This window comes from Pseudomonas sp. AC255, assembly GCF_979258175.1.
Genome location: NZ_OZ409841.1, coordinates 1906965 through 1933110, shown reverse-complemented (window position 1 = coordinate 1933110; position 26146 = coordinate 1906965). Strand labels below are relative to the sequence as shown.

Sequence of the window (26146 nt, the reverse complement as noted above, 5' to 3'; positions counted from 1 at the left end):
CAGAACTTGGTTTGTCCCTGGTTCTGCTCCATTACCCGCACGATCCAGCGAGATACTGGGATTGGCAACGACGAGGCCATCGGCCTGCGCTCATAGTGGCTGCAAGACCATGATGTTTGCCAGCAGGAACGTTTGTCCGCGCTTGGGCATGCCAATGAACTGATGAGTTCGCCCACAGGGGCAGGAGACTGGTGCGCGAGGAATACGTACGACGAACGTCCATGTAGAAGATCCTGTAACGGGCAATAATCGATCTGATCAGGTGCCATGCTCGGCCGGACAGCGGCGCGGATGAGCGCAAAGAGTCGCTGGCGTCTCTACAATGGCGCATCATCCGGCATGATATTAAGTGGCCACTATTTTGGCGTCAATCAATGGATGGGTTGAACAATCGGTTTCGATGAGCGGTACAGCCCGTATCCTCGGGCAATGCGCCTGTTAAAGGCTCTGTTTGCCCTGCGTCGGTTGGCGACCGCGGGTACGCATTTCGAGCTACTCACGATTCATCCGAAGCAACCTCTGTAAGATTTCAGTCGATCCCTCGTAAGTTTCATCCCGAGTGTTCGATTCCTACGCAAAACACAGAAAGATCTGACTGCTGTCGTTTTCCAGATACACGCACATTTCTCTGTCACAAACAGATACAGGGAAATGTGCTCAATGATGCACCCCGCCAACCTCGCGGCAGCCGCAGCGTCCAAAGCCCCGATCATCGGCCCCGCCGCCTGCCCCTTGCGCAACACCCACGTGCAACTGCTGCCCCTCGCTTACGGCCTGGTGGAAAAACCCTTCGACCCCAGCACCGAAATCACGCTGCCGTACACTCTGACCACGCGCCCCATGGGCATCCGCCGCCTGCGCGACGGCTGGCTGTACATCGTCGAAAGTCTCAGCGGCGAGCTCTACGAATACCGCGTGCTTGAAGGCGTCATCAGCGCATTGCTGCATCGCGGCAAAAGCGTCGGCGAGGATCAGCGCAGCGCCATCGAAGAACGTCCGGCGTTGATCTTCTCGCGCAAAAGCACCCTTTACGTGACCTTCGCCGATGTGCAGTTGAGCGCGGCGAAATGCCGACAGGTGCTGGACAGCGCGGAGGAACGCGAGCACTTCATGCAGGCCGTCGATCTCGGCCCGGTGCATTGTCTGATCGGCGGCGAGCATTTGCTCACCGTGGCCCAGGCGAAACAGTGGCTGGCGGAAGTGGCCTGCACAGCGAAACCGCTGGCCGAGGCCGACGCCACGCGGATGCCGACGGTGCAGGTCAGCGACGCGCCGGAGCACGAACGCGAACCCTATCTGTGGGAAAACCCGCGACGTTTTCGCGAGGCGCATATCGGCGAATTTCTTGGTCGGGTGCGCGGACCTTATCAGGACGACACGCTGTTTCTGCTGGTCAACGACGACCTTGGGGTGATGCGCGACCTGGCCGATTATCAGGACCTGGTAGTCGGCTGGATCGAGCAGTGGAGCAACACCGACAACAACGAGCGCGACTATCTGCTGGCCAGTTACATCGAGTCGCTGAGCCAGCTCGGCGCTCAGGATTTCGACACCCTGGCCAAGGCCAGCGACGATCCGCGCGCCCAGGCATTGTTTGCTGAGCTTGAGCAATTGCCCGAACCGGATCGGGAAAATACCCGGCAGGCGCTGCTCGAGTATTTGAACAAAGGTGGTGAGGTTGTCCCGACCGATACCCAGGCTCGACCTGAACTGCAGCAACAGCGCGAAAAGGCACTGGACGAGTCACTGGCGCTGAACCGTTTCGACGGCGTCGCCCCGGATTTCACCGCACATGCTCGCGTCACCGCCGAGGCGGATCGACGCTTTTATACCCGTGAATATTTTCTCGAAGTCGCCCCGGCCGACTTCGTCGAGCGCCATCTGAGCACACTGGTCGACCTCGGCAAGGACCAGAGCCGGCGCATGAAAGACGTGCTCGACGGCCCATTGCTCAGCGGCAAGCGCGGCATCAACGATCTGATCGACCGCCCGGCCATGGACGAGGTGCTGAACAGTCATCGCGACAACCTCGGACGCTGGAATCGCCTGCTCGAACGCATCACCGCCGACCGCGCGCAACTGCTGTGCGCCGGGCGTTTCCATCGCTCGGCGTGGTATTTCGACGGGCAAGTGCAGATCGATCAGGCTTTCGCCAGCGAATACGCTTGCCTCAAGGACATCGGCCGTGGCGACGCGGCCAATGAGCAAATGCTCGGTTACCTCGAACAACACCCGCAACTGACCCGCCCGCTGTTCTACACCTTGCCGCTGCGCATGCAGACCGAACAGGCCGGGCAATATTCAACGCTGTTCAACGCCGGCATGGCGATGTTCAACAACCTGCCGGACTGGCTGGCCAAATTGCAGAGCATCGAGCAGCCACAGCTTCCAGCCCTCGACGATCTGCCGGCACACAGCCGCGTCCTCGCCGATGCCGTGCAAGACACCTACAGCCCGGCGCTGAACCTCGGCCTGAGCCGGGCGCTGGAAGGCTTTGATCTCGCCGGCGAGAAAATCCCCGACCTCGACGAACTGTTCCAGCGCCTGCCCAAAGCCCTGCGCCTGCGCGTCTTCGACGCCGCGCGAACCAGCGGCGTGACCTTCACCGTATCCACCCCGGCGGAACAAGCGGCGCTGCAAGCCGCGATCAAGGAAGTGCTGCGCGAGCGCGACTACCTGAAAACCCTCAACCGCGAACGCAACCAGCTCACCCACAATAAAAACCGCCAAGGCCACAAAACCGCCCGGGCGGTGGAATTGCAGGAACAAATCGTTCGCGTGCGCACGCAATTGGCGCTGTTCGAAGGCCGCCTCGCGGCGGCGTTGAGCCCGATTGATGAACTGCCGGATCGCTCGGCACGGCTGTACGGCGCCACCCCGGCGAAAGCGGGCGTGACGGTGGTGTTTCCGCCGGCGCAGCACGGGGAATTGCGAGGGTTGCTGGAGAATATTCGCGCGGGGGTGGCGGGGGTTTCGAAGGCGAGTCTGGTGCGGACGGAGGGGATGGGGTTGTTGGTGGTGTTGGTGCAGGTGGTGAATTTGGCAGCAGTTTTCCATGAGTTGCGTAGGCAAACAGCGAATAAAAGGGTGTGGGGGCCTTTCGCCAATGCGCTCGCTGCTACGGGGGCTGCTGGATTCACTGCAGGGCAGAGCCTCGCCAATACTGCGTTGCAGGCTCGTAGCGATGCGCTGATTGCCAGGGTTCAGCACGAGGCATTGCAAAGCGTACACATACAAATGGGCAAGTTGCACATCGGACTGGGCTTTCTTACCTACGGTCTGGGGTTGGTAACCTCAGCAGTCAATCTCGCAAAACAACTCGAAAATTGGCAACAGTCAATTCGCAGTGGTAATCCGTCGGCACAGAGGGCCGCTGCGCTCGCAGTTTTAGGCGCAAGTGGAATGACGTCGGCTAATGCCTATGGTCTGGGACAAACTTTGTCTGCAAGCTACAAGGTACTCACTGCATCAAACAGCGCTGCGAGAACAGCTGCATGGGCCGCCGCCGGAACCCGTCTCTCTACAGTCTTTTTCCGGTTTAATCTTGCCGGCGCGTTGTTCACCTTGCTTGAGTTGAGCGGGGCCTGGCTGTTCAACCGCTACAACATCAGTGCTCATGACAAATGGTTACGGATCACACCATGGGGTAGAGATGCCGAGATGCGTGGCGATCATACACTTCACGACTATCAAAGTTATTTAGCCTTTCTGATCAACGCTCCCTATGTTCAGATCGGTTCGAATCAGGACGTGTCATGGTTGAGAAAACTGTTGCTCACACCCAAACCCGGCGATATCCATCTAGTCATACCCAGCCTGACACTAAGTGAATTGCTGCCACCCTTTGGCGGGAAATCCAAGCATCGTTTAGGTATAGGAGCGCATCGTATTTCCGTTCCGCTACATAGCCGAGGAGTGCCACGGGAAGAGCGAGAAATTATCAGCGACGAGATTTTAGCCAGTCTAAGTATCGCTAAGTCTGATTCCGATGGATTAGTGCTGTGTCTTAAGTATCCCGTCAATCTCGATTCTGAATACACGCCCGCGAAAGAAACCCTTGAGTTGGCAGTTTGCATTGAGTCAACGAATGAAAAAGGTGAGGGGATATCGCGAACTCGTGTCATTCACCTTGATCCACGGGGAAAGGGCCACTTTCCGGTGGTAGGAGCCAAGCAAATAAAAACGAAACCACCAATACTGCTGGTCGAAGTCCAGTTTCTTGAGCGGGTTGACCATGCAGATTAAACCCCACAAGCCGATTAACACGACGATCTGTGAGCAAGCCAGAAAAGCTGGAAGCATCGAACCATTTTCGAGTGGAAAAACCACTTATCTCGCACCACTTCCATTACCAACTTCCATCCCCCCTATGGGCCTCATATAGGCGAACTCAGTCAGGTCTACATGGATCTTGGCACAGGCTCACCACAGATATTTTCTTGGCAGATGACCTTGGGCGGTCCTTTCAGTCTTGCTTTCTGGTTCGTCTGTCTGACACCTGTGGCAGGAGGCATTCTTGGGCTGGCATCCGGAGACGGGTGGGAAAGTTGGACCTACGTACAAGAGATTTTTCGAGAGTCCAAAATACTTGGCTTAGAGGTTTTATTTCTCACTCTAACAATCAGTCTAGGCGTCTGGCACCACCACCACAAAAAACGCCTCTACCTCATCCCAACCCGCTTCAACCGCCAACGCCGCGAAGTCTGCTTCATGCCCGAAGGGGCGTCCGAACCAGTCTTCGTTCCATGGGAATCGCTCAGCGCGTGGATCATCGAAGCCAAGGGCGTCACCCAGTTCGGCGTCCATCGCCAATACGGCATGGGCATCGGTTTTCATCACGGCGAAACTCTCACCAGCCAGGAATTCCAATGCGCCGGCCAGCAGCTCGCGATCAGCCATTGGGAGGCGATTCGCGGTTACATGGAGTACGAAGTCAACGACCTCAAATCGATTCAGGACTTGCAAGACCTGCAAGGCCCGGACGACCCGCCCCACGAAGGCCTGCACACTTTCCGCAATGCCCGCGCGCGGATGCATCAGCAGATCCGTGAAGGCCACCGCTCGCGGCTGTCGGGGTTCTTCTGGTACCTGTATCACGTCATGACTTTATGGACGATTCCCAACCGTTTGGTCGAATGGGAAGTGCGCCGTCTGGAAAGAATCGGCAAGCAGGCGCTGCCGGAAGTCATGCGTGCCTGGTCCGAGCCGCTGCCGAAAGAGCAATGGGCCAAGCCCAGTGAAGAGTTGTTGCGACTGAGTGAACAAGTGCGGCGGATGCACAAGCGCCAGCCGCATCGGCCGATTACGCAGATTTTCGCTGAGGTTTGCAGGCGAGCTGAGTGCTGATGTTGAGCAGTTTTGTGGCCAGAGGGTGGGAGGTTTTTGCCTGTTTGAGCGCCTTCGCGAGCAGGCTCGCTCCCACAGAGGACCGCGTTGGATGCGGATGTTTCGGTTGATGTTGGCCGAGGCGAGAGACCCTCGGGGTGACGGCCATTTCGCAGTTGTTGCTCCCGGCTCGTTCAAGGAAAACCCGATGGTTCTGCTGGTTGAAAATCAATACCTCGAAAGGGCTGACCATGCTGAATAATCACAATGAGCCTCTTGTTGATGCGCAATGTGAGGTGATCAGAAAAGCGGGCGATGTAGAGCCGTTTCCGAGTGGAAAAATTACCTATCTCGCGCCCTTGCCATTACCAACACAAACGCCACCCTACCGGCCTCATATAGGGGTACTAAACAGTGTTTACATGGACTTCGGGTTGGGAAACCCGCAGGTATTTATGTGGCAGATGACTTTAGGAGGACCGTTCAGTGGCACATTCATGATCGCGTTTCTATATCCACTGGTGGGAGGCTTTATTGGGCTCATGTTTGGAGATAACTGGGATTTTATTCAGGAAATTATTGAGGGTGTTTTTCTTGCCCTTTACAAATTGGCGTTATTAACGGGTTTTATGGCCTTGGGTATCGGCCTGGGCGTCTGGCACCACGTCCACAAAAAACGCCTCTCCCTCATCCCAACCCGCTTCAACCGCCAACGCCGCGAAGTCTGCTTCATGCCCGAAGGCGCCACCGAGCCGGTTTTTGTCCCGTGGGAGTCGCTCTGCGCGTGGATCATCGAAGCCAAGGGCGCCACCCAGTTCGGGATCCATCGCCAATACGGTATGGGCATCGGTTTCTACCAAGGTGAAACCCTCATAAGCCAGGAATTCCAATGCGCCGGCCTGGAGCTCGCGATCAGCCACTGGGAAGCGATTCGCGGCTACATGGAGTACGAGGTCAACGACCTCAAATCGATTCAGGATTTGCAGGATCTGCAAGGCCCGGACGACCCACCCCACGAAGGCCTGCATACATTCCACAATGCCCGCGCGCGGATGCATCAGCAGATCCGTGAAGGCCGCCGCTCGCGGCTGTCGGGGTTCTACTGGTACCTGTATCACGTCATGACCTTATGGACGATTCCCAACCGTCTGCTCGAATGGGAAATTCGTCGGCTGGAAAGAATCGGCAAGCAGGCGGTGCCGGAAGTCATGCGCGCATGGTCCGAGCCATTGCCGAAAGAGCAATGGGCCAAGCCGAGCGAAGAGTTGTTGCGGATGAGCGAGCTGGTGCGGCAGATGCACAGACGCCACCCGCATCGGCCGATTACCGAAATATTCGCCGCTGCCGGTGCAAGCAGACACGCGACAAGGCAAGGGGCGTGATTTGCCAGTAAACTCCCCTCCTCTCGCCGCCCGTTCTTCTTCGCGGCCACCCTCTTGATCAAAATGCGGAGTCCACCTTGCGTCTGTTCCACACCTCCGACTGGCACCTTGGGCAAAACCTGCACGGCCAGGAGCGCGATTTCGAGCACGCGTGTTTTCTCGAATGGCTGCTGCGCCAGTTGCACTTGGCGCAGCCGGATGTGCTGCTGATTGCCGGCGATATCTTCGATACGGTCAATCCGCCGGTCAAAGCTCAGGAACGCCTTTACGACTTCATCGTCAGCGCTCACGAACAGCAGCCGTTGCTGACCATCGTGATGATCGCCGGCAACCATGATTCCGGCTCGCGGATCGAGCTGCCGGCGCCGTTGATGCGGCGTTTGCGCACTCACGCATTGGGTCGGGTGCTGTGGCTGGATGACGGGCAGCTCGACGCCGAACGTTTGTTGCTGCCGTTGCCGAATGCGCAGGGAGAAATCGCCGCGTGGTGTCTGGCGCTGCCGTTTTTGCGCCCGGCGGAAGTCACTGGCGCGCATCTGGGTGACAACTATCTGCGCGGCATCGGTCAGGTGCATGAATGGCTGATCGCGGCGGCGAATGCCAAGCGTCAGCCCGGGCAGGCGTTGATCGCTATCAGCCACGCGCACATGGCCGGGGGCTCGGTATCGGAGGATTCCGAGCGCAGCCTGATCATCGGCAATGCCGAAGCGCTACCCGCCAGCCTGTTCGGCGAAAGCATCAGTTACGTCGCCCTCGGCCATTTACACAAGCCGCAGAAGGTCAACGGCGAGGAGCGTATTCGCTACAGCGGCTCGCCGATTCCGCTGTCGTTCTCCGAAATCGGTTATCAGCATCAGATTCTCGATGTGGTCCTCGAGGGTGAAACCCTGGTCGGCGTCGAGCCGAAATTGATCCCGCGCTCGGTCAATCTGCAACGCATCGGCCCGGCGCCGCTGGCCGAGATTCTGCTGCAACTGGCCGACCTGCCGAACATCGATCTGCTCGCCGAAACCCAGCGCCAGCCCTGGCTCGAAGTGCGCGTGCGTCTGGATGAGCCGCAGCCGGATCTGCGCCATCAAGTGGAAACCGCACTGCAAGGCAAAGCCGTGCGACTGGTGCGCATCGCCGCTGAATACGCTGGTAATCGTGGCGCCGATGGCAGCGATGACGGCAGCACGTTGATCGAACTCGACCAGCTCACTCCGCAGGAACTGTTCAGCCGCGCCTGGCTCGACAATTACGGCAGCGAGGTCGACGAGCAGACGCTCAAGGACTTCGCCGAACTGCTGCAGGACGTGCAACTGGAGGGCGAGCAGCCATGAAGATTCTCGCCATTCGTTTGAAGAACCTGGCCTCGCTGGCCGGTCCTTTCGAGATTGATTTCACCGCTGAACCGCTGGCCAGCGCTGGTCTGTTTGCGATCACCGGCCCGACCGGCGCTGGCAAGAGCACGCTGCTTGATGCGTTGTGTCTGGCGCTGTTCGGCGCCGTGCCGCGCCTGAACAACACCGGTCGCGATGCCAAAGTCCCCGACGCTGACGGTGAAATCGCCACTGGTGACCCGCGCACCTTGCTGCGGCGTGGCACGGGTGAAGGCTATGCCGAAGTGGATTTTGTCGGCGTCGATGGCCGCCGCTATCGCGCGCGCTGGGAAGCCAATCGTGCTCGCGAGAAGGCTGGCGGCAAGCTCCAGGCCAGTCGGCAGAGCCTGCGCGACATCGATCAGGATCAACTGCTCGCCAGCCAGAAAGGCGAATACAAAACCCAGCTGGAAGCCGCGCTGGGCCTTAACTTTGAACAGTTCACCCGCGCGGTGCTGCTGGCGCAGAGCGAGTTCAGCGCGTTCCTCAAGGCCGACGACAACGACCGCAGTGAACTGCTGGAAAAACTCACCGACACCGCGCTGTACACCCGTCTCGGCCGCCGCGCCTTCGACAAGACCAAAGAGGCCCGCGAAGCGCACAAGCTGCTGCAGGATCAGGCTACCGGAGTGACGCCTTTGGCGCCGGAAGCCCGCGCCGAACTCGACGAGCGTTTCAACACCGCGCAGCAACAGATGAAGGCGCAACAGGCGCAGCTCAAACAGCTTGAGCAACAACACGGTTGGCTGAAGGATTTGCGTCAGTTGCAAGACGCGCAAAAGGCCGCCAGCGAACAACTGCAAGCCGCGCAACAGCAATGGCAGGCACTGGCCGGCGAGCGGGTAAAACTGACGCGTCTGGAACAGCTTGGCCCGCAACGCCATCAGTTCGCGCGCAAGGCCGAGCTTGATGCGCTGCTGACGCCACTGGCGACGCAGATTGCCGCGCACACCCAACAACACGCTGCGTTGGGCGAGCGCCAGACGCAACTGGCGCAAAACCTCGATGCAGCAAAAGTCGCCCTGAGCGAAGCGCAACAGCGCCAGAGCGAAAACGCACCGTTGCTGCGTCAGGCATTCGAAGAGCAAAGCACCCTCGCCCGTCTGATCAAGGACACTGCCAGCAGCGCCGAAGCCCGACAAACCGCCGAGCAAGCGTTCAAGGATGGCCAGAGCGCGATTCAGGCCTTGCAGGAAAAACAGGCTGAAGTCGCCGCACGCTTGCAACGCATCGCCACCGACCTTGAGCAGAGCGCCCATCTGGCGCCCTTGAGCGATGCCTGGAGCGCCTATCGCGACCGTCTGCAACAGTTGATGCTGATCGGCAACCGCTTGAACAAAGGCCAGAGCGAACTGGCGTCCCTCGAACAGAACGCCGCGCGCAGTGCTGAGCAACTGGCCTCGCACAAGCAACAACTGGAAGTGTTGTTCAAAGAGGCTGGCGCCGAGCCCGATGCGGTGGCCGAACAGATCGGCCTGCTCGGCACCTTGCTGCAGGACAACCGCAAACAGCTGCGCGCAATCGAAGACCTGTCGCGTTTGTGGGCGACTCAGCAGGATCTCGACAAGCGCAGCGCCGAGTTGCAACAACGTCAGCTCGACGCGCAGCAGCAACGCGAACGTATGACCCAGGACGGTGTGAAAACCAAGGCCGAACTGACCGTCGCCGAGCAGACCCTCAATGTCACTCGCGAGCTGCTAGAGCGTCAGCGGCTGGCGCGCAGTGCCAGTGTCGAAGAGTTGCGCGCGCAGTTGCAGGACGATCAGCCCTGCCCGGTCTGCGGCAGCAACGAGCATCCCTATCACCAGCCCGAAGCGCTGTTGCAAAGCCTTGGCCGTCACGATGAAAGCGAACAGGCCAACGCCCAGCAAGTGGTCGATCAGCTCAAGGAAAAACTGATCGAGCTGCGCGGCGAAGTCGGTGGCGTGATCGCGCAACAGAAAGAATTGCTCCAGCAACAGGAACAACTGGCGGCGCAACAACAAGCCCTGGCGCCGAGCCTCGACGCGCATCCGCTGGCCGCGCAACTGTTCAATCAGGACGCCGACAAACGCGACGCCTGGCTCAGCCGCCAGACCGAGCAGTTGAACCAGAGCATCACTCAAGACGAGCAACGGCAAAGCGCCCTGCTCACCTTGCAACAGGACGCGGCGCGCTTGTCGCAACAATTGCGTCAGGCCGAGGTGGCGTATCAGCAAGCGGCGCAACAGCTGAGCCATCAGCAGCATGAACTCAACAGCGACCGTCAGCGCCTTGAAGAAGAACTCAGCGCGTTCGGTCCGCTGCTGCCGGCTGACACCCTCGAAGCACTGCGCCTGGAGCCGGCGGCAACATTCATGCAGTTGGATCGGCAGATCGCCGAGCGTCTGGCCCAGCTCGAACAGCAAAAGGAAGAGCTGAGCGAACAGCAGCAACGCCAGCAGACGTTGGAGAAAGAACAGGATCGCCAACAGCTGCGCACTCAGCAACTGCACAGCGCCGAGCAACAATTCACCGCGCTGACCGAGCAGCAGCAAAGCTGTCAGGAAAAGCTCGCGCAGTTACTTGGCGAGCACAGCAGCGCCGAGCATTGGCAGCAGCAGCTGGAACATGCGGTGGAACAGGCGCGCGTCGCCGAAACCAGTACGGCTGAAGAGCTGCAAAGCGTGCGCACGCAGCTGGTGCAGATCGCAGCCGAACTCAAGTCACAGCAGGATCGCCTGCAAGCATTGGAGGCTGAAGAACAGGCACTCGCCCGCAAGATCGCCGATTGGCGCGCCAGCCACCCGGAACTGGATGACAGCGGCCTGGAAGACTTGCTGCGCTTCGACGACGCGCAAGTCGCCGGACTGCGCCAGACCCTTCAGCACAACGAAAAAGCCATCGAACAAGCCCAGGTCCTGTTGCAGGAGCGCGATCAGCGTCTGCTGGATCACCAGGCCCGGCAGGACGGCAATCTTGACGCCGAACAGCTGGACAGCGCTCTCGCCGAGCTGCAAACCCGGTTTGCCGTCGGCGAGCAGCAATGCGCCGAACTGCGCGCCGAGCAGGTTGAAGACCAGCGCCGACAGAACGCCAATCAGGCGCTGGCCCAGCAGATCGCCGACGCCTATGCCGAGTACCAGCGCTGGGCGCGGCTCAGTGCCTTGATTGGCTCGGCCACCGGCGACACCTTCCGCAAGATCGCCCAGGCCTACAACCTCGACCTGCTGGTGCATCACGCCAACGCGCAGCTGCGCCAACTGGTCAAACGCTATCGCCTCAAACGTGGCGGCAGCATGCTCGGCCTGCTGGTGATGGACACGGAAATGGGCGACGAACTGCGCTCGGTGCATTCGCTTTCCGGCGGCGAGACGTTCCTCGTATCACTGGCGTTGGCGCTGGGTCTGGCTTCGATGGCGTCGAGCACGCTGAAAATCGAATCGCTGTTTATCGATGAAGGCTTTGGCAGCCTTGATCCGGAATCCTTGCAACTGGCCATGGACGCGCTCGATGGCTTGCAGGCGCAGGGACGCAAGGTGGCGGTGATTTCCCACGTGCAGGAAATGCACGAACGGATTCCTGTGCAGATTCAGGTGCGGCGCCAAGGCAATGGTTTGAGCACGCTGGAGGTGAAATGAACACGCTGTATTCCTTCCGCCGCTGCCCTTACGCCATGCGTGCGCGAATGGCGCTGCGTTATGCGGGCGTGCCGGTGGAGATTGTCGAAGTCAGTCTCAAGGACAAACCGGCGCAGATGCTGGCGCTCTCGCCCAAGGGCACCGTGCCGGTGCTGAATGCCGATGGCGTGGTGATCGATGAGAGTCTGCAGATCATGCGCTGGGCGTTGGCGCAGAATGATCCGGATGATTGGTTGCTGGGCGGTGATTCGTTCGCGGCACTGTGGATGGAGAAACTGATTGAAGGCAATGATCAGATTTTCAAATCGGCTTTGAATCGCTACAAGTACGCCGAGCGTTACCCTGAGCAGCCGATGGAAGCTTATCGGGCTGAAGGTGCGTTATTTCTGCAGAAACTGGATGAGCTGCTTGAAGGACGTGAGTACTTGCTGGCCGATCATCCGAGCCTCGCCGACATCGCCCTGCTGCCCTTCGTCCGGCAGTTCGCTCACGTTGATCGAGAGTGGTTCGCGCAGACGCCTTATGTTCGCTTGCAAGCCTGGTTGCAGCGCTTGCTCGAATCCGAACTGTTCACCTCGATCATGAAGAAGTAACTCTCTCTCTTGATCGTTCCCACGCTCCGCGTGGGAATGCAGCCGGGGACGCTCTGCGTCCCATTGGAACGCGGAGCGTCCCTTGAGGCATTCCCACGCAGAGCGTGGGAACGATCTTCGTCAGGCCAGGGCATTGCACATGCCCAGCGCCATGCAATCCACTTCAAACGGCCCGAGAAAATCCAGCGCGACCTTGACCGGTGGATTGCCGGCCATCAGGCCCAGCGTGTTGGCTCGTTCAATGTTGTGCGCGATGTTGTGGTTGGCCTCTATGGCCCGGGCCAAACCGCCCACCGAGCCTTGGCCAAACCCCAAGAGTGAGGCGCCGTTGGTCATCAGCGCGAGGCTGGCGATGACCCAGAGTCTGTAGCCTTTCATGCGCCGCCGACTCCTGCGAGTTCGGCCCTGTCGACCATTGCGCTTTGCGAGCGCAGTTCGAACTGGATGCCGGGGTGGGCGACGTCGATCGGGGCGTCGAAGCTGTGTTCCATTTGCGCGCCGATGCTGACAAACAGCACCACGGCCAGGTACAGACCGATGGCCAGGTAGGCGCCGCGTTTGGCGGAAGTGAGGATTGCGCTGGCCATGGTGTTCTCCGTGGGCAAAGGTTTCGATGGCCACAGAATCAATCAAAAAAGCCGAAGCAACCACTCAGGGTTTGCAATGGTGAATATCAGCTTCGTTGATTATTTAGCGGCTCTATTTGCCCGCGAGAGAAAACCTATGAGTGGAGAACGCGTACGCGCACAGGAGCTGCCGAAGGCTGCGATCTTGTGATTGATCGTTCCCACGCTCCGCGTGGGAATGCCTCAAGGGACGCTCCGCGTTCCAATGGGACGCAGAGCGTCCCGGGCTGCGTTCCCACGCAGAGCGGGGGAACGATCAGGTTACGCGCGCGCGTAGGAGCTGCCGAAGGCTGCGATCTCTTGTTTGATCGTTCCCACGCAGAGCATGGGAACGATCAAGATCGCAGCCTTCGGCAGCTCCTACAGGAGAACGGTGCGCTCAGGCTTGGGTTTTGTGATCCAGCGCGGCGTAGAAGTTGGCGCTTTGTTGCAGGTATTTCTGGGTGTAGCTCTGGGTGTGGGATTTTTTGCTGGCGATTTCGACGTTGGCACCGGCTGGCAATACCACGGTGGCAGAAATGGCGGAAGCGGCGATGACAGAGAAGAGATTGAAATTCATGGCGGTAACCCTCGTGTTCGTTTGCTTGGTTTGCCCGGCGGGCTGTGAAACAAACGTAACGCTCGAGGGTTGCTCGCTTGAAATCTTTTGTAGCATTAGCCGATATCAGTGCAATTAATACAACGATGCAGGCCCCGCAGACCGGGGCCTGTGGCTTATTGTCGCACTACAAACTTCAGATCGCTTGGCGCGTCCATCGGCAGTTTTTGCACGGTTTTACCGAGCAGACCCGTCTTGGCATCGCGCTCGACGACGACAATCTGGTTGCTCTTCTGGTTGGCGATCAAGACGAATTTACCGCTCGGATCGAGAGCAAACTCGCGCGGGTGATCACCCTCGACCGAGCGCTTTTGCAGCTCTTTGAGCTGACCGGTCGCAGAATCAATGCCGAACACTACGAGCTGATTGGCCGTGCCGCGATTGCTCACGTAGAGAAACTTGCCGTCAGCCGAGGCATGCAGCGCCGCGCCGGCCTTGTCCGAGGTTGGCTGGCCCGCCGCCAGATCGACCAGTTGCGTCTGGGTCAGTACGCCGTCCTTGTAGTCGAACACCGCGACCTGTGCACTCATCTCCATGGTCAGCCAGGCGTGTTTGCCGTCAGCGCTGAACAGCAGATGACGCGGGCCACTGCCGGCCGGCAAGGCTACCGAGGCGGTTTTTGCCGGGGTCAGCGGCAGGTGTGGATTGGCCTTCGGGTCGTACTGATAGATGAAAACCTTGTCCGCGCCCAAATCATTGGAGAACACATAGCGCCCGTCCGGCGACGACACCGTCGAGTGCACATGATTGGAAGCCTGACGCTCAGGGTTGACCCGACTGGCCGGGTGGCCGCTCATCTGCACCACCGGTTTCAACTGGCCGTCGGCATCGACCGGCAATACCGCCAGGGTGCCGCCCGGATCTTCCATCACCGAGTAGTTGCTGACGAACAGGTGTCTGGCATCAGCGCTGAGGCTGGAATGGGTCGGCTCGTTACCGAGGCTCTGCACCTGATTGATCAGGCTCAGCGCATGGGTCTTCGGGTCGATGGCGAAGCTGCTGACGCGGCCGACCGGATCGGTCTGGCCCGGGCCGTTTTCGTTGACCACGAACAAACGCTTCTGGTCTTTCGAGAGGGTCAGCCACGAAGGGTTTTCGGTCTTGACCACTTGCAGTGGCTTGGCGTCGATCTGGCCGGTGGCGCTGTCGAACTGCATGCGGTAGATGCCCTGGCTGGAACCGGCGGTGTACGAGCCGACCAGCAACTGCAAGGTGTCGGCAGAGGCGCTGGAAAGCCCCATCGCGCCGACGCTGCCGGCCATCAGCAAAGGCCAGAAATTACGCATCTTCATTATTGTCATCCTCATCGTCGCTGCTGCTGACTACGTCGCCGAGGCACACCAGACGATGCTCGCCCGTGGTCTTGGTGTCGCTGGCGTAACCGACGATCAGCCAGCTCTGCAGCGTCTCATCGAACGTCGCAGCCGCAACCTGAGCCGGGGTGAATTCCCAGTGCTTGGCTGCACGGCCATCAATGCATTCGATGTGCAGGTTATCGTCCTCGTCGAGGGCGAATTCGAAGGCGTGCAGGCCATCGATTTCGACCATATCGCAGTGTTCGAGGGCGTTGAGAAGGGTTTGGGCAGTCATGGCAAACAGTCTTTCTTTGGGGGGAAAGGGCCAATGATAGCCCAATGTGATCCAGAGGCCTTATGGGAACACTTGTGGGAGCGAGCCTGCTCGCGAATGCGGTGTGTCAGGCCATGAAAGGCTGACTGAAAGAATGCATTCGCGAGCAGGCTCGCTCCCACAGGGGACATCGGCTTGGCTTTAGATCGCCTCACGCGATGGCTTGCCATCCACCAAGCGCTGAATCCGCAGCGGGTTGGCGTTTTTCAGTGGTTCGGGCAGCAAGCTGTCCGGGTAGTTCTGGAAGCACACCGGGCGCAGGAAGCGATCGATCGCCAGCGTGCCCACTGACGTGCCGCGCGCATCGGACGTCGCCGGGTACGGGCCGCCATGCACCATCGAATCGCACACTTCGACACCAGTCGGATAACCATTGAGCAGGATGCGCCCGACTTTCTGTTCCAGCAGCGGCGTCAGTTCGGCGAATTGCTCGAAGTCAGACGGCTCACCAATGATCGTCGCGGTCAGTTGACCGTGCAGGCCGTGCAGCGCTGCGCTCAGTTGTGCCTGATCGGCCACTTCGACGATTACTGTGGTCGGACCGAACACTTCTTCCTGTAGCACTTCGTCGCCGCTGATCAACAGGCTGACATCGGCCTTGAACAACTGCGGCTGCGCCTGATTGCCCTGCTGCGGATTGCCGGCCAGATGATCAATGCCGCTGTGCGCCAGGAGCTTTTCCAGACCTTTGCCATAGCTGCCGAGGGTGCCGGCGTTGAGCATGGTTTGCGCCGGTTGATCACCGATCGCAGCGGCGACTTGCTCTACAAACGCGCTGAACTGCGGTGAGCGAATACCGATGACCAGACCCGGGTTGGTGCAGAACTGACCGCAACCCTGCACTACCGAAGCGGTGAGGTCGCGCGCGACGGTTTCCGCACGCGTGGCCAGGGCCTGCGGCAAGACGATCACCGGGTTGATGCTGGACATCTCGGCGAACACCGGGATCGGTTGCGGACGTGCGGCAGCCATGTCGCACAAAGCGCGACCGCCCTTCAGCGAGCCAGTGAAACCAACGGCCTGAATCGCCGGGTGCTTGACCAGCCATTCGCCGACGCCGCCACCGTAAATCATGTTGAACACGCCAGCGGGCATACCGGTTTTTTCTGCGGCACGAATGATCGCGTCGGCGACCAGTTCAGCGGTGGCCATGTGGCCGCTGTGGGCCTTGAATACCACCGGGCAACCGGCGGCCAGTGCTGCTGCGGTATCGCCACCGGCAGTGGAGAATGCCAGCGGGAAGTTGCTCGCACCAAACACCGCAACCGGGCCGAGGCCGATGCGGTATTGACGCAGATCCGGACGTGGCAGCGGCTGACGATCCGGCAGTGCCAGATCGATCCGTGCGCCGTAGAAATCACCGCGACGCAGGACTTTGGCGAACAGACGCATCTGCCCGCTGGTGCGACCACGCTCGCCCTGAATGCGTCCGGCCGGCAGCGCGGTTTCGCGGCAGACCACGGCGACGAAATCGTCGCCAAGCGCATCGAGTTCATCGGCGACTGCGTCGAGGAACTGCGCGCGACGTTCGGCGCTGAGGCTGCGATAGGTCGGGTAAGCCGCAGCGGCGGCCTTGGCGGCGGCGTCGACTTCTTCGGCCGTGGCCTGAATGAAATCATGCGGCAAGGCCTCGCCAGTGCTGGCGTCGACCGAGTGCAGTTTGACGCTGCCGGCGGCGCTGCGCTGACCGCCGATGTAGTTGTGACCGAGAATCTGAGTCATGGGATCTCCTTAAAGGGTGCCGATGCTGTCCGGTTCAAAAGCCGCCTGAACCGGTGCGATACCGTTGACCAGCGGTGCGCCGAAGTCGGCCTGGCTGATCTCGAACGTGTCGCCCGGCTGGGTGCGGATGCCGTCGGCAAACGACAGGGTCGCAGTGCCGAAAAAGTGAATATGCACGTCGCCCGGACGCAGGAACTGACTGTATTTGAAGTGGTGGTACTCGAGGTTCGCCAGGCTGTGGCACATGTTGGCCTCGCCACTGAGGAACTCGTTCTGCCAGAGCACTTCGCCGTCACGCAGGATTCGGCTGGTGCCGGCAAGGTGTTGAGGCAATTCACCGGTGCGAAGTTCCGGGCCATAACTGCAACTGCGCAATTTCGAGTGCGCCAGGTACAGGTAATTCTTGCGCTCCATGACGTGGTCGGAGAACTCGTTGCCCACCGCGAAACCGAGGCGATACGGCTTGCCATCGTTGCCGATGACGTACAGGCCGGCCATCTCCGGCTCTTCGCCGGCGTCTTCGGCGAACGGCGGCAGCGGGAACGCCTGCCCCGGACGCACGACAATGCTGCCGTCGCCCTTGTAGAACCACTCTGGTTGCACGCCGGCCTGCCCCGCCGCCGGTTTGCCACCCTCCACGCCCCATTTGAAAATGCGCATGGTGTCGGTCATCGCCGCTTCATCGCCGGCCTGCTGGTGCATTTTGTCGCGGGCCGAAGCGCTGCCCAGATGGGTCAGGCCGGTACCGCTGACCAGCATGTGCGCCGGGTCCGGGTGATCGAGTGGCGGCAGGATGCGCAGGTCTTTGAGCAACTGCCCATAGTCGTGACTGGCGCCGAGGCCGAGGCTTTGTACTTGCTGCTCAAGGGAGCTGCCAGCCTCGATTGCCGCCAGGGCCAGATCACGGACACTGCGGGCGTCCTCGACTTCGCGGACCTGACCGTTGTCGACCACGCCGACACGGCGCTCGCCGTTGGGTAATTCGAATTGAACCAGATGCATGATTTTCTCCTGTTCCATCAAAAACGCCGCTATCCCCTGTGGGAGCGAGCCTGCTCGCGAAAGCGGTGTATCAGTCACCAACAGTGTTGAATGTGATGGCCTCTTCGCGAGCAGGCTCGCTCCCACAGGGGCCAGTGTTGGTCAGTCAAGTTCGGGTCGCGCCACGGGCGCTGGCGGCGAACTGGTCGACGGGCAGCACATGCTTGCGTTCCAGTACGCGGTAGACGATGCCGGTCAGAATCAGCCCGAACACCATCACGCCCGAGAGGAAGTACAACCCCGAAGCCAGATTGCCGGTGTATTCCTTCAACGCGCCGATCACGAACGGCCCGATATACCCGCCCAGATTGCCCACCGAGTTGATCAAGGCAATCCCCGCCGCCGCACTCGCGCCAGCAAAGAAACGCCCCGGCAAGGTCCAGAACACTGCGGTGCATGAGAACAGCGCGAACGCCACCAGACACAGCGCCGCCAGTTGCGCCACCGGCAGCGACAGCCAGGCGCTGAGGAACAGGCCCAGCGCACCGAGCACATAGAGCACCGCCAAGTGGCCGTAGCGATCATTCAAACGGTCGGAACTGCGCGGAATGATCAGCAGGCCGATGATCCCGAAAATGTATGGCACCGAAGAGACGAAACCGGTGACCAGATCGCTGCCGCCGAACTGTTTGATCAACGTCGGCAGCCACAGGCCCAGACCATAAATGCTCAGGGTCACCGGCAGATAGAACAGCGCCAGCAACAACACACGTTTGTCTTTCAGCGCATGCAGCGGATTGCCGTGACGGGTCTGGCCGTACTCCTGCAAATCCTTTTTCAGTTCGCCGGTCAGCCAGTCTTTCTCCGCCTGATCCATCCACTTCACTTGCTGCGGGCCGTCCGGCAGCCAGCGCAGGACCGGCCAGGTCAGCAGGATCGCCGGGGTGCCGATGACGATGAACAGCCACTGCCAGCCGTGCAGGCCGAGGATGCCGTCCATGCCCAGCAAACCGCCGGACACGGGACCGGTGATCATCATCGCGATGGGTTGCGAGAGGATGAACAGGCCGAGGATCTTGCCGCGATGGCGCACCGGGAACCATTGGGTGATGTAGTACAGCACACCGGGGAAGAAGCCCGCCTCGGCCGCGCCGAGCAGAAAGCGCATCACGTAAAAGCTGTGCGGCCCTTGCACGAAGGCCATGCCGATGGTGATCGCGCCCCAGGTGATCATGATCCGCGCGAACCAGCGCCGCGCACCGAAGCGTTCGAGCATCAGGTTGCTGGGAATCTCGAGAAGAAAATAGCCGATGAAGAACAGCCCGGCACCGAGGCCATAGGCGGCGTCGCCGATACCGATGTCAGCGCCCATGTGCAGCTTGGCAAAGCCGACGGCGGAGCGATCCACATAGGCGATCAGGTACAGCAGGATCAGGAAGGGAATCAGTTTCAGTGTGATGCGCCGGACAAGCCGCAATTCCTGGCTCATGAGATCGGTCTCCGATTGTTGTTTTTATAGAACCTCGGGGGACGCCTCTCGCCAAAACAGCCAGGGCCATCCCTCCGTCGAAAACGACTATATAGTAATACTAATTACCCAACAACACTTCCAAAGCGCGGATTTTGAGCTTAGATTAAGCGTCAGCTCGCAAACAATAGTCTTACAATAAGAGAATCGATCATGTCTGATAAGAAACCCACCCTGCGCTCCGCCCAATGGTTTGGCACGGCCGACAAGAACGGCTTCATGTACCGCAGCTGGATGAAGAATCAGGGCATCGCCGACCATCAGTTCCACGGCAAGCCGATCATCGGCATCTGCAATACCTGGTCGGAACTGACCCCATGCAACGCGCACTTCCGCCAGATCGCGGAGCACGTCAAACGCGGGGTGATCGAGGCTGGTGGTTTTCCGGTGGAGTTTCCGGTGTTCTCCAACGGCGAATCGAACCTGCGCCCGACCGCCATGCTCACCCGCAACCTGGCGAGCATGGACGTTGAAGAAGCGATTCGCGGCAACCCGATCGACGGCGTAGTGCTGCTCACCGGTTGCGACAAAACCACTCCAGCACTGCTGATGGGCGCGGCCAGTTGCGACGTGCCGGCCATCGTCGTCACCGGCGGGCCGATGCTCAACGGCAAGCACAAAGGAAAGGATATCGGCTCCGGCACCGTGGTCTGGCAGCTCAGCGAACAGGTCAAGGCCGGCACCATCACCATCGATGACTTCCTCGCAGCCGAGGGCGGCATGTCGCGTTCGGCGGGCACCTGCAACACCATGGGCACCGCGTCGACCATGGCGTGCATGGCTGAAGCGCTGGGCACTTCGCTGCCGCACAACGCCGCGATTCCGGCCGTAGATGCACGGCGTTATGTGCTGGCGCACATGTCCGGCATGCGTGCGGTGGAGATGGTTCGCGAAGATTTGAAACTGTCGAAGATCCTCACCAAGGAAGCCTTTGAAAACGCCATTCGCGTCAACGCCGCCATCGGTGGTTCGACCAATGCCGTGATCCACTTGAAAGCCATTGCCGGGCGCATCGGCGTCGAGCTGGACCTGGACGACTGGACCCGCATCGGTCGCGGCATGCCGACCATCGTCGACCTGCAACCGTCCGGGCGTTTCCTGATGGAAGAGTTCTACTACGCCGGTGGCCTGCCAGCGGTACTGCGTCGCCTCGGTGAAGCCAATCTGATCCCCAACCCGAACGCACTGACCGTCAACGGCAAGTCCATCGGCGAGAACACCAAGGACGCGCCGATCTATGGCGAAGACCAAGTGATCCGCACCCTCGACAATCCGATTCGCGCTGACGGTGGCATCTGCGTGTTGCGCGGCAATCTGGCGCCGCTGGGCGCGGTACTCAAGCCGTCCGCCGCTAGCGCTGAACTGATGCAGCATCGCGGTCGCGCGGTGGTGTTCGAGAACTTCGACATGTACAAGGCGCGGATCAACGATCCGGAGCTGGACGTCGATAAGGATTCGATTCTGGTGATGAAGAACTGCGGGCCGAAGGGTTATCCGGGCATGGCTGAAGTCGGCAACATGGGCCTGCCGGCCAAGCTGTTGGCGCAAGGCGTGACGGACATGGTGCGCATTTCCGATGCACGGATGAGCGGCACCGCTTACGGCACGGTGGTTCTGCACGTCGCGCCGGAAGCGGCAGCGGGCGGGCCTTTGGCGGCAGTAAAGGAAGGCGACTGGATCGAACTCGATTGCGCCAGCGGCCGTCTGCATCTGGACATTCCGGATGCTGAACTGGCGGCACGCATGGCCGATCTGCAAGCACCGCAGCAGTTGCTGGTGGGCGGTTATCGTCAACTGTACATCGATCACGTCCTGCAGGCGGATCAGGGTTGCGACTTTGACTTCCTGGTTGGTTGCCGAGGTGCCGAGGTTCCGCGCCACTCTCACTAACAGCGCAATTCCCCTGTGGGAGCGAGCCTGCTCGCGAAGAGGGAGTGTCAGTCGACATCTATTTGACTGATATGCCGCCTTCGCGAGCAGGCTCGCTCCCACAGTTGCTTTTGCGTATCGCCTCAAATCTGTGCCGTGCCTGCTATGATGCGCGGCATCTCCATCGCTCAGGATCGCGCCACTCCCCATGGATTACCGCAAACCTTCCGACCGTAAAAGCATGCACTCGCGCATCGTCCAGGAACTGGGCATGCAGATCGTCTCCGGACGCTTTTTGCCCGACGACAAACTGCCCGCCGAAGCCCTGCTTTGCGAGGAGTACGCGGTCAGTCGCCCGGTATTGCGCGAAGCCACGCGGGTGCTGGTGGCCAAGGGTCTGGTGTATTCCAAACCGCGCGTCGGCACCGTGGTCAAGGCTCGCCGCGAATGGCACATGCTCGACCCGGACGTGCTGCACTGGCTGATGCAAAGCAGCCCGCAGAATGAATTCTTCAACGTGCTGACCAGCGTGCGCAGCATCATCGAGCCGGCAGCGGCCGCCCTCGCCGCTCAGCATGCAACCGATGCCGACATCGCCGCGATCAACGAAGCGTACCAACGTATGGAAGCCGCGCCGACCCCGGAAGCGCTGTTGCAGCCGGACCTGGACTTCCACAGCCGCATCGCCGATGCGACGCACAACGACCTGCTGGCGAACCTGTGCAATATGTTGGCGGTAGCGATTGCCGAGGCGTTGAAGCATTCCAATCAACGGCCGAATCTGCATGAACTGGCGTTGCCGCGACACAAGGCGATTCTGACGGCGATCGAGAATCGTGATGCCCTGGGCGCCCGGCATGCGACGCTGGTGCAGCTGGATGATGCGCGCAGTGCGTTGAGTGTGGTGCTTGGCGCTGAGCTTTCTTAGGGCTTGAGACCGCTTGCCCTCACCCTAGCCCTCTCCCAGAGGTAGAGGGGACCGATTGGGGAATATTTGAGATTTACGCCGACTTGAACGTTCTGCTGTGAATCCATAACCGACTCGGTATCTCAGGCCGATATATCTAGCCGCACCCCTCGGTCAGTCCCTCTCCCTCCGGGAGAGGGCTAGGGTGAGGGGCTCTTGATCTTGATTCACAAAAAAAGCCGCAACCCCTCAAGGTTGCGGCTTTGTCGTTTCAGCCTGTCAGATCAGTGGGCAAACAGCGAATTGCCCTTCTGCCCCGCCAGCTTCTCCGGCTTGATCAGGAACTTGGCCAGCGCCGGCAGCAGCCACAGCGCGCCGAACATGTTCCACAGCAGCATGAAGGTCAGCATCAGGCCCATGTCGGCCTGGAACTTGATCGCCGAGAAGATCCAGGTGCACACGCCGATCGCCAGGCACAGGCCGGTGAACAGCACCGCTTTACCGGTGGACTTCAGCGTCTGGTAATAGGCTTCCTGCAACGGCAGCCCGGCACGCAGGAAACTTTCCAGGCGGCTGTAGATGTAGATGCCGTAGTCCACGCCGATCCCCACGCCCAACGCCACCACCGGCAGCGTCGCGACTTTCACGCCGATGCCCATGAACGCCATCAGCGCGTTGCCGAGTACCGAGGTCAGCACCAGCGGCAGGACGATGCACAGGGTTGCCGCCCATGAGCGGAAGGTGATCATGCACATCACCGCCACGCAGATGTACACCAGGATCAGGATGGTCAGCTCAGCCTGTTTGATGACTTCGTTGGTGGCCGCTTCGATCCCGGCGTTACCGGCAGCGAGGATGAATTCCAGACCGTCCTTGTTGTTTTCCTTGGCGAACTCCTGCACCGCGTTGACCGCACGATCGAGGGTCTCAGCTTTGTGATCGTTGAGGAACACCAGCACTGGCGCCAGCGAGCAGCTGTTGTTGTACAGGCCATCGGCGCGGGCGATCGAGTTGTTCAGTACGTCCGGGTTGCGCGACAGGGTTTCCCATTTCAGGTTGCCCTCGTTCATGCCCTTGATCATCTGCTTGGACACGGTCACCAGCGAGATCGCCGACTGCACGCCCTCGGTGTTCTGCATCTTCCACATCAGCTGATCGATCGGCGCCATGGCTTCGTAGCGCGAGCAGCCTTCAGCTTTGGTCTTGACCATCACCACCAGCACGTCGGAGCTGGTCGAGTAGTTGCTGATGATGAAGTTGTTGTCCTTGTTGTAGCGCGAGTCCGGACGCAGTTCCGGCGCGCCCTGGTCGAGGTCGCCGATCTTCAGGTTCTGGCTGTACCAGAGGCCGCCGCCGAAGGCGATCAGCGCCAGCGCTACCGAAATCGGCGCGACTTTCGGGCTGGCGAAGTTCGAGAGCAGGCGCCAGAACGGGTGCTCGCGGTTGGCGTCCTTCTTGCTCTTGGCAATCGCGCGCTTGCTGATGCCGACATAGGAAATCGCCACCGGCAGCAGGATCAGGTTGGTGAACACGATCACCGCAACGCCGATGGACGCGCCGATCGCCAGTTCACGGATCACGCCGATGTCGATGATCAACAGGGTGATGAAACCCACCGCATCGGCCAGAATCGCGATCATCCCCGGCAGGAACAGTTGCCGGAAGGTGCGCCGCGCGGCGGTCAGGGCGTTGTCAGCCTCGCTGGATTGCAGGGCGATACCGTTGATCTTCTGCACGCCGTGGGAAATGCCGATGGCGAAAATCAGGAACGGCACCAGCATCGAATACGGGTCGAGCCCGAAGCCGAAGAAGTGCATCAACCCGAGCTGCCAGACCACCGCCACCAGCGTCGTGCTCAACACCGCGATGGTGCTGCGCAGGCAGTTGGTGAACCACAGCAGCAGGATCAGGGTGATGACGAAGGCGACACCGAAGAACAGCACCACCATCACCAGACCGTCGATCAGGTCGCCGACCTTCTTGGCGAAACCGACGATGTGGATCTTGATGTTGGGGTTCTGCGCTTCGAACTTGTTGCGGATCTTGTCTTCGAGCTCATGGGAGAACTGGCGATAGTCCAGCGCCAGCAACTTGCCTTGGTCCTGCGGGTCCGGATAGGCCTCCAGCAGTGGGATGTCGACGATGCTCGACTTGAAATCGTTGGCCACCAGACGCCCGACCTGGCCGGACTTGAGCACGTTGTTGCGCAGCAGATCGAGGCTGTCCTGGGAGCCGTTGTAGCTCTGCGGAATCACTTCACCGCCGGCGAAACCCTCTTCGGTCACTTCGGTCCAGCGTACGCTCGGGCTCCACAGCGATTTGAGGCCGGAACGGTCGACGCCGGAAATGTAGAACACTTCGTCGTTGATCTGGCGCAGGGTCTCCATGTACTCCTTGGAGAAGATGTCACCGTCGGTGGCTTCCACCGAAATACGCACGGTGTTGCCAAGGTTCGCCAGATCGTTGCGGTGCTCCATCATCTTTTCGATGAAGGGATGCTGCAGCGGGATCATTTTTTCAAAACTGGTCGACGGCCGGATCAGCGTGGCCTGCCAGAACAGGAAAATGCTCACCACCAGGCAGATCAGGATCACGGCCGGACGGTTGTTGAAGATCAGGCGCTCGAGAACCGTCGCCTTTTCCTGCTGAGGAGTGATCAAGGAAGTCATAGCCCCGCCTTCTTGTTATTGGTCTCGGCACCGTTTGGCTGGGTGATGTGCAAACCACCCTGCCCCGTCAGAATCAGGTTGCCGTTGCCAGCGGCGGTGACCGACGACAGCGAAATGCGATCCGGGCGGTTGAACACGCTGAAGGTTTCGCCGTTGTCACTGCTGCTGATCACCGAACCACCGTTACCGACGATGACGATCGAGCCATCTTCCAGCAGCGTGCCGCCAGACAGACCGAACTCCAGCGCACCACGTGCAGCTTTGAGTTCGACCTGCTCCCAGTTGCTGCCGAAATCAGTGGAGCGATAAAGGTTGCCGCGCAAGCCGTAAGCCAGCAGGGTCTGCGGCTGCGCCGTAGCGAGCACGCCGAACAGCGAACCTTCGTATGGGCCTTCGAGTTTTTCCCAGGTCTGGCCGTCATCGGCGGAGCGAAACATGCTGCCGGACTCGCCGACGATGAACAGCCCGGCGTCTTTCACGGCGGCGATGGCGTTGAGGTGGAACTGGTCTTCGTTGTCGAGGCGGTCGCTGACGTCTTCCCAGTGTTTGCCGCCGTCGGTGGTTTCCAGCAGCGTGCCGTAGGCGCCCACGGCAAAGCCGCTGCTGGCGTCCTTGAACCAGACGTCGAGCAGCGGCGATTCGCGTGCGAGGTCTTCGAATTGTTTGGTCCAGGTCAGACCGCCGTCTGCACTGGCGAGAATCTGCGCGTCGTGGCCCACGGCCCAGCCGTTTTTGTCGTCGACGAAATACACGGCAGTGAGCAGTTGCCGCGTCGGCACCTTGGCCTGTGTCCAGGTTTTGCCCTGGTCATCGGAATAGACGATGTGCCCGCGATCGCCGACCGCGACCAGACGCGCGCCAGCATGGACGACATCAAGAATCAGGCTTTTCGCGGCCTTGGCCGATTCCGTGGCATAGACCACGTCAGCCGGGGCCTCGGCGGCAATCACAGGTGCCGATAACGTGGCAAAGCCCAGCAGCGAGAGTGCTGTGGCCAGCAACGCGGTGTTGCGTAACGCCGGCGGGCGGCAACGACTCATAGACCTTCCCCTATTTATTATTGTTGGGCCATCGGGCCTTCAAGGGCGCCGCAAGGGTGCTCGGCTAGTGGCAGATCAGAAGCATAGTCCTGAAACCCGCAATCCAGAGCCCCTTCGGAAGCTGGCTCATCCTATCGGGCTTTGCAAATGTCTGACAATCGGCGCCGCGTTATCTTTTGTTAACCGAAAGCGGCTCTCTGTAACCCATCATTTTCCCTGTGGGAGCGAGCCTGCTCGCGAATGCGGTGTATCAGTCACCCTGTTTATTGGCTGACCCACCGCTTTCGCGAGCAGGCTCGCTCCCACAGGGTTTGTAG

At 60.1% G+C, this 26146-nt stretch carries 19 protein-coding genes; 9 read left to right on the top strand and 10 right to left on the bottom strand.

The annotated features are described in order from the left end of the window. The first annotated feature begins 660 nt into the window (after nucleotides 1-660). From ACZZ0K_RS08980 to ACZZ0K_RS08955, 6 genes are all read left to right on the top strand, one after another. Nucleotides 661-4245 (top strand): toxin VasX, encoded by a 3585-nt coding sequence (locus ACZZ0K_RS08980; RefSeq protein ID WP_463559061.1) that lies wholly within the window; start codon nucleotides 661-663, stop codon nucleotides 4243-4245. 465 nt (nucleotides 4246-4710) lie between these two features. After that, complete coding sequence (locus ACZZ0K_RS08975; RefSeq protein ID WP_224789866.1) at nucleotides 4711-5346, top strand: hypothetical protein; 636 nt, start codon at nucleotides 4711-4713, stop codon at nucleotides 5344-5346. Nucleotides 5347-5546: 200 nt separating this feature from the next. Further along, entirely contained in the window at nucleotides 5547-6707 is a 1161-nt protein-coding gene (locus tag ACZZ0K_RS08970) for a hypothetical protein (protein ID WP_463559060.1), read from the top strand. A gap of 77 nt (nucleotides 6708-6784) precedes the next feature. Continuing rightward, nucleotides 6785-8029 (top strand): exonuclease SbcCD subunit D C-terminal domain-containing protein, encoded by a 1245-nt coding sequence (locus ACZZ0K_RS08965; protein ID WP_073471116.1) that lies wholly within the window; start codon nucleotides 6785-6787, stop codon nucleotides 8027-8029. Further along, complete coding sequence (locus tag ACZZ0K_RS08960) at nucleotides 8026-11667, top strand: AAA family ATPase (RefSeq protein WP_463559059.1); 3642 nt, start codon at nucleotides 8026-8028, stop codon at nucleotides 11665-11667. The genes ACZZ0K_RS08965 and ACZZ0K_RS08960 overlap by 4 nt, the downstream gene beginning before the upstream one ends. Then, nucleotides 11664-12260 carry a glutathione S-transferase gene (locus tag ACZZ0K_RS08955; protein ID WP_236169621.1) on the top strand — a complete coding sequence of 199 codons (597 nt, stop codon included), beginning with the start codon at nucleotides 11664-11666 and terminating at the stop codon, nucleotides 12258-12260. The genes ACZZ0K_RS08960 and ACZZ0K_RS08955 overlap by 4 nt, the downstream gene beginning before the upstream one ends. Before the next feature lie 120 nt (nucleotides 12261-12380). Here ACZZ0K_RS08955 and ACZZ0K_RS08950 read toward each other — a convergent pair whose 3' ends face one another. Further along, the gene (locus ACZZ0K_RS08950; RefSeq protein ID WP_150740997.1) at nucleotides 12381-12638 is read right to left on the bottom strand and encodes a hypothetical protein; all 258 of its coding nucleotides are present in this window, start codon (nucleotides 12636-12638) and stop codon (nucleotides 12381-12383) included. Next, nucleotides 12635-12847, bottom strand: a complete 213-nt coding sequence (locus tag ACZZ0K_RS08945; protein WP_039763920.1) for a hypothetical protein — start codon at nucleotides 12845-12847, stop codon at nucleotides 12635-12637. Before ACZZ0K_RS08945 ends, ACZZ0K_RS08950 begins: the two co-directional genes overlap by 4 nt. Between ACZZ0K_RS08945 and ACZZ0K_RS08940 the strand changes: the two genes are divergently transcribed. Then, on the top strand, nucleotides 12846-13037 hold the full coding sequence (locus ACZZ0K_RS08940) for a hypothetical protein (RefSeq protein ID WP_258706809.1): 192 nt from the start codon (nucleotides 12846-12848) through the stop codon (nucleotides 13035-13037). The two genes, ACZZ0K_RS08945 and ACZZ0K_RS08940, sit on opposite strands and share 2 nt — an antisense overlap. 228 nt (nucleotides 13038-13265) lie before the next feature. Here ACZZ0K_RS08940 and ACZZ0K_RS08935 read toward each other — a convergent pair whose 3' ends face one another. From ACZZ0K_RS08935 to ACZZ0K_RS08910, 6 genes are all read right to left on the bottom strand, one after another. Then, nucleotides 13266-13445: a hypothetical protein gene (locus ACZZ0K_RS08935; RefSeq protein WP_016775003.1), complete on the bottom strand. Its 180-nt coding sequence runs from the start codon at nucleotides 13443-13445 to the stop codon at nucleotides 13266-13268. A gap of 155 nt (nucleotides 13446-13600) precedes the next feature. After that, complete coding sequence (locus ACZZ0K_RS08930) at nucleotides 13601-14776, bottom strand: lactonase family protein (protein WP_258706810.1); 1176 nt, start codon at nucleotides 14774-14776, stop codon at nucleotides 13601-13603. Further along, nucleotides 14763-15074 carry a DUF5629 family protein gene (locus ACZZ0K_RS08925; RefSeq protein WP_252886339.1) on the bottom strand — a complete coding sequence of 104 codons (312 nt, stop codon included), beginning with the start codon at nucleotides 15072-15074 and terminating at the stop codon, nucleotides 14763-14765. The genes ACZZ0K_RS08930 and ACZZ0K_RS08925 overlap by 14 nt, the downstream gene beginning before the upstream one ends. 180 nt (nucleotides 15075-15254) lie before the next feature. Continuing rightward, on the bottom strand, nucleotides 15255-16835 hold the full coding sequence (locus ACZZ0K_RS08920; protein WP_258706811.1) for an aldehyde dehydrogenase (NADP(+)): 1581 nt from the start codon (nucleotides 16833-16835) through the stop codon (nucleotides 15255-15257). Nucleotides 16836-16844: 9 nt separating this feature from the next. Beyond that, nucleotides 16845-17837 carry an AraD1 family protein gene (gene araD1, locus ACZZ0K_RS08915; protein WP_252878345.1) on the bottom strand — a complete coding sequence of 331 codons (993 nt, stop codon included), beginning with the start codon at nucleotides 17835-17837 and terminating at the stop codon, nucleotides 16845-16847. Between the two features lie 145 nt (nucleotides 17838-17982). Continuing rightward, nucleotides 17983-19305, bottom strand: a complete 1323-nt coding sequence (locus ACZZ0K_RS08910; RefSeq protein WP_024013183.1) for an MFS transporter — start codon at nucleotides 19303-19305, stop codon at nucleotides 17983-17985. Between the two features lie 192 nt (nucleotides 19306-19497). On the opposite strand from ACZZ0K_RS08910, the gene ACZZ0K_RS08905 reads away from it, so the two are divergent. Beyond that, a complete protein-coding gene (locus tag ACZZ0K_RS08905) occupies nucleotides 19498-21234 on the top strand; it encodes an IlvD/Edd family dehydratase (protein ID WP_041480068.1) in 1737 nt (578 codons plus the stop codon). 187 nt (nucleotides 21235-21421) lie between these two features. Next, complete coding sequence (locus tag ACZZ0K_RS08900; RefSeq protein ID WP_024013185.1) at nucleotides 21422-22141, top strand: FadR/GntR family transcriptional regulator; 720 nt, start codon at nucleotides 21422-21424, stop codon at nucleotides 22139-22141. 263 nt (nucleotides 22142-22404) lie between these two features. Here the strand turns inward: ACZZ0K_RS08900 and ACZZ0K_RS08895 are convergent, their stop codons facing one another. Both ACZZ0K_RS08895 and ACZZ0K_RS08890 read right to left on the bottom strand, forming a co-directional pair. Further along, nucleotides 22405-24789, bottom strand: a complete 2385-nt coding sequence (locus tag ACZZ0K_RS08895; protein WP_024013186.1) for an efflux RND transporter permease subunit — start codon at nucleotides 24787-24789, stop codon at nucleotides 22405-22407. Further along, a complete protein-coding gene (locus ACZZ0K_RS08890; protein ID WP_258706813.1) occupies nucleotides 24786-25829 on the bottom strand; it encodes a WD40/YVTN/BNR-like repeat-containing protein in 1044 nt (347 codons plus the stop codon). Before ACZZ0K_RS08890 ends, ACZZ0K_RS08895 begins: the two co-directional genes overlap by 4 nt. Nucleotides 25830-26146: the final 317 nt, after the last annotated feature.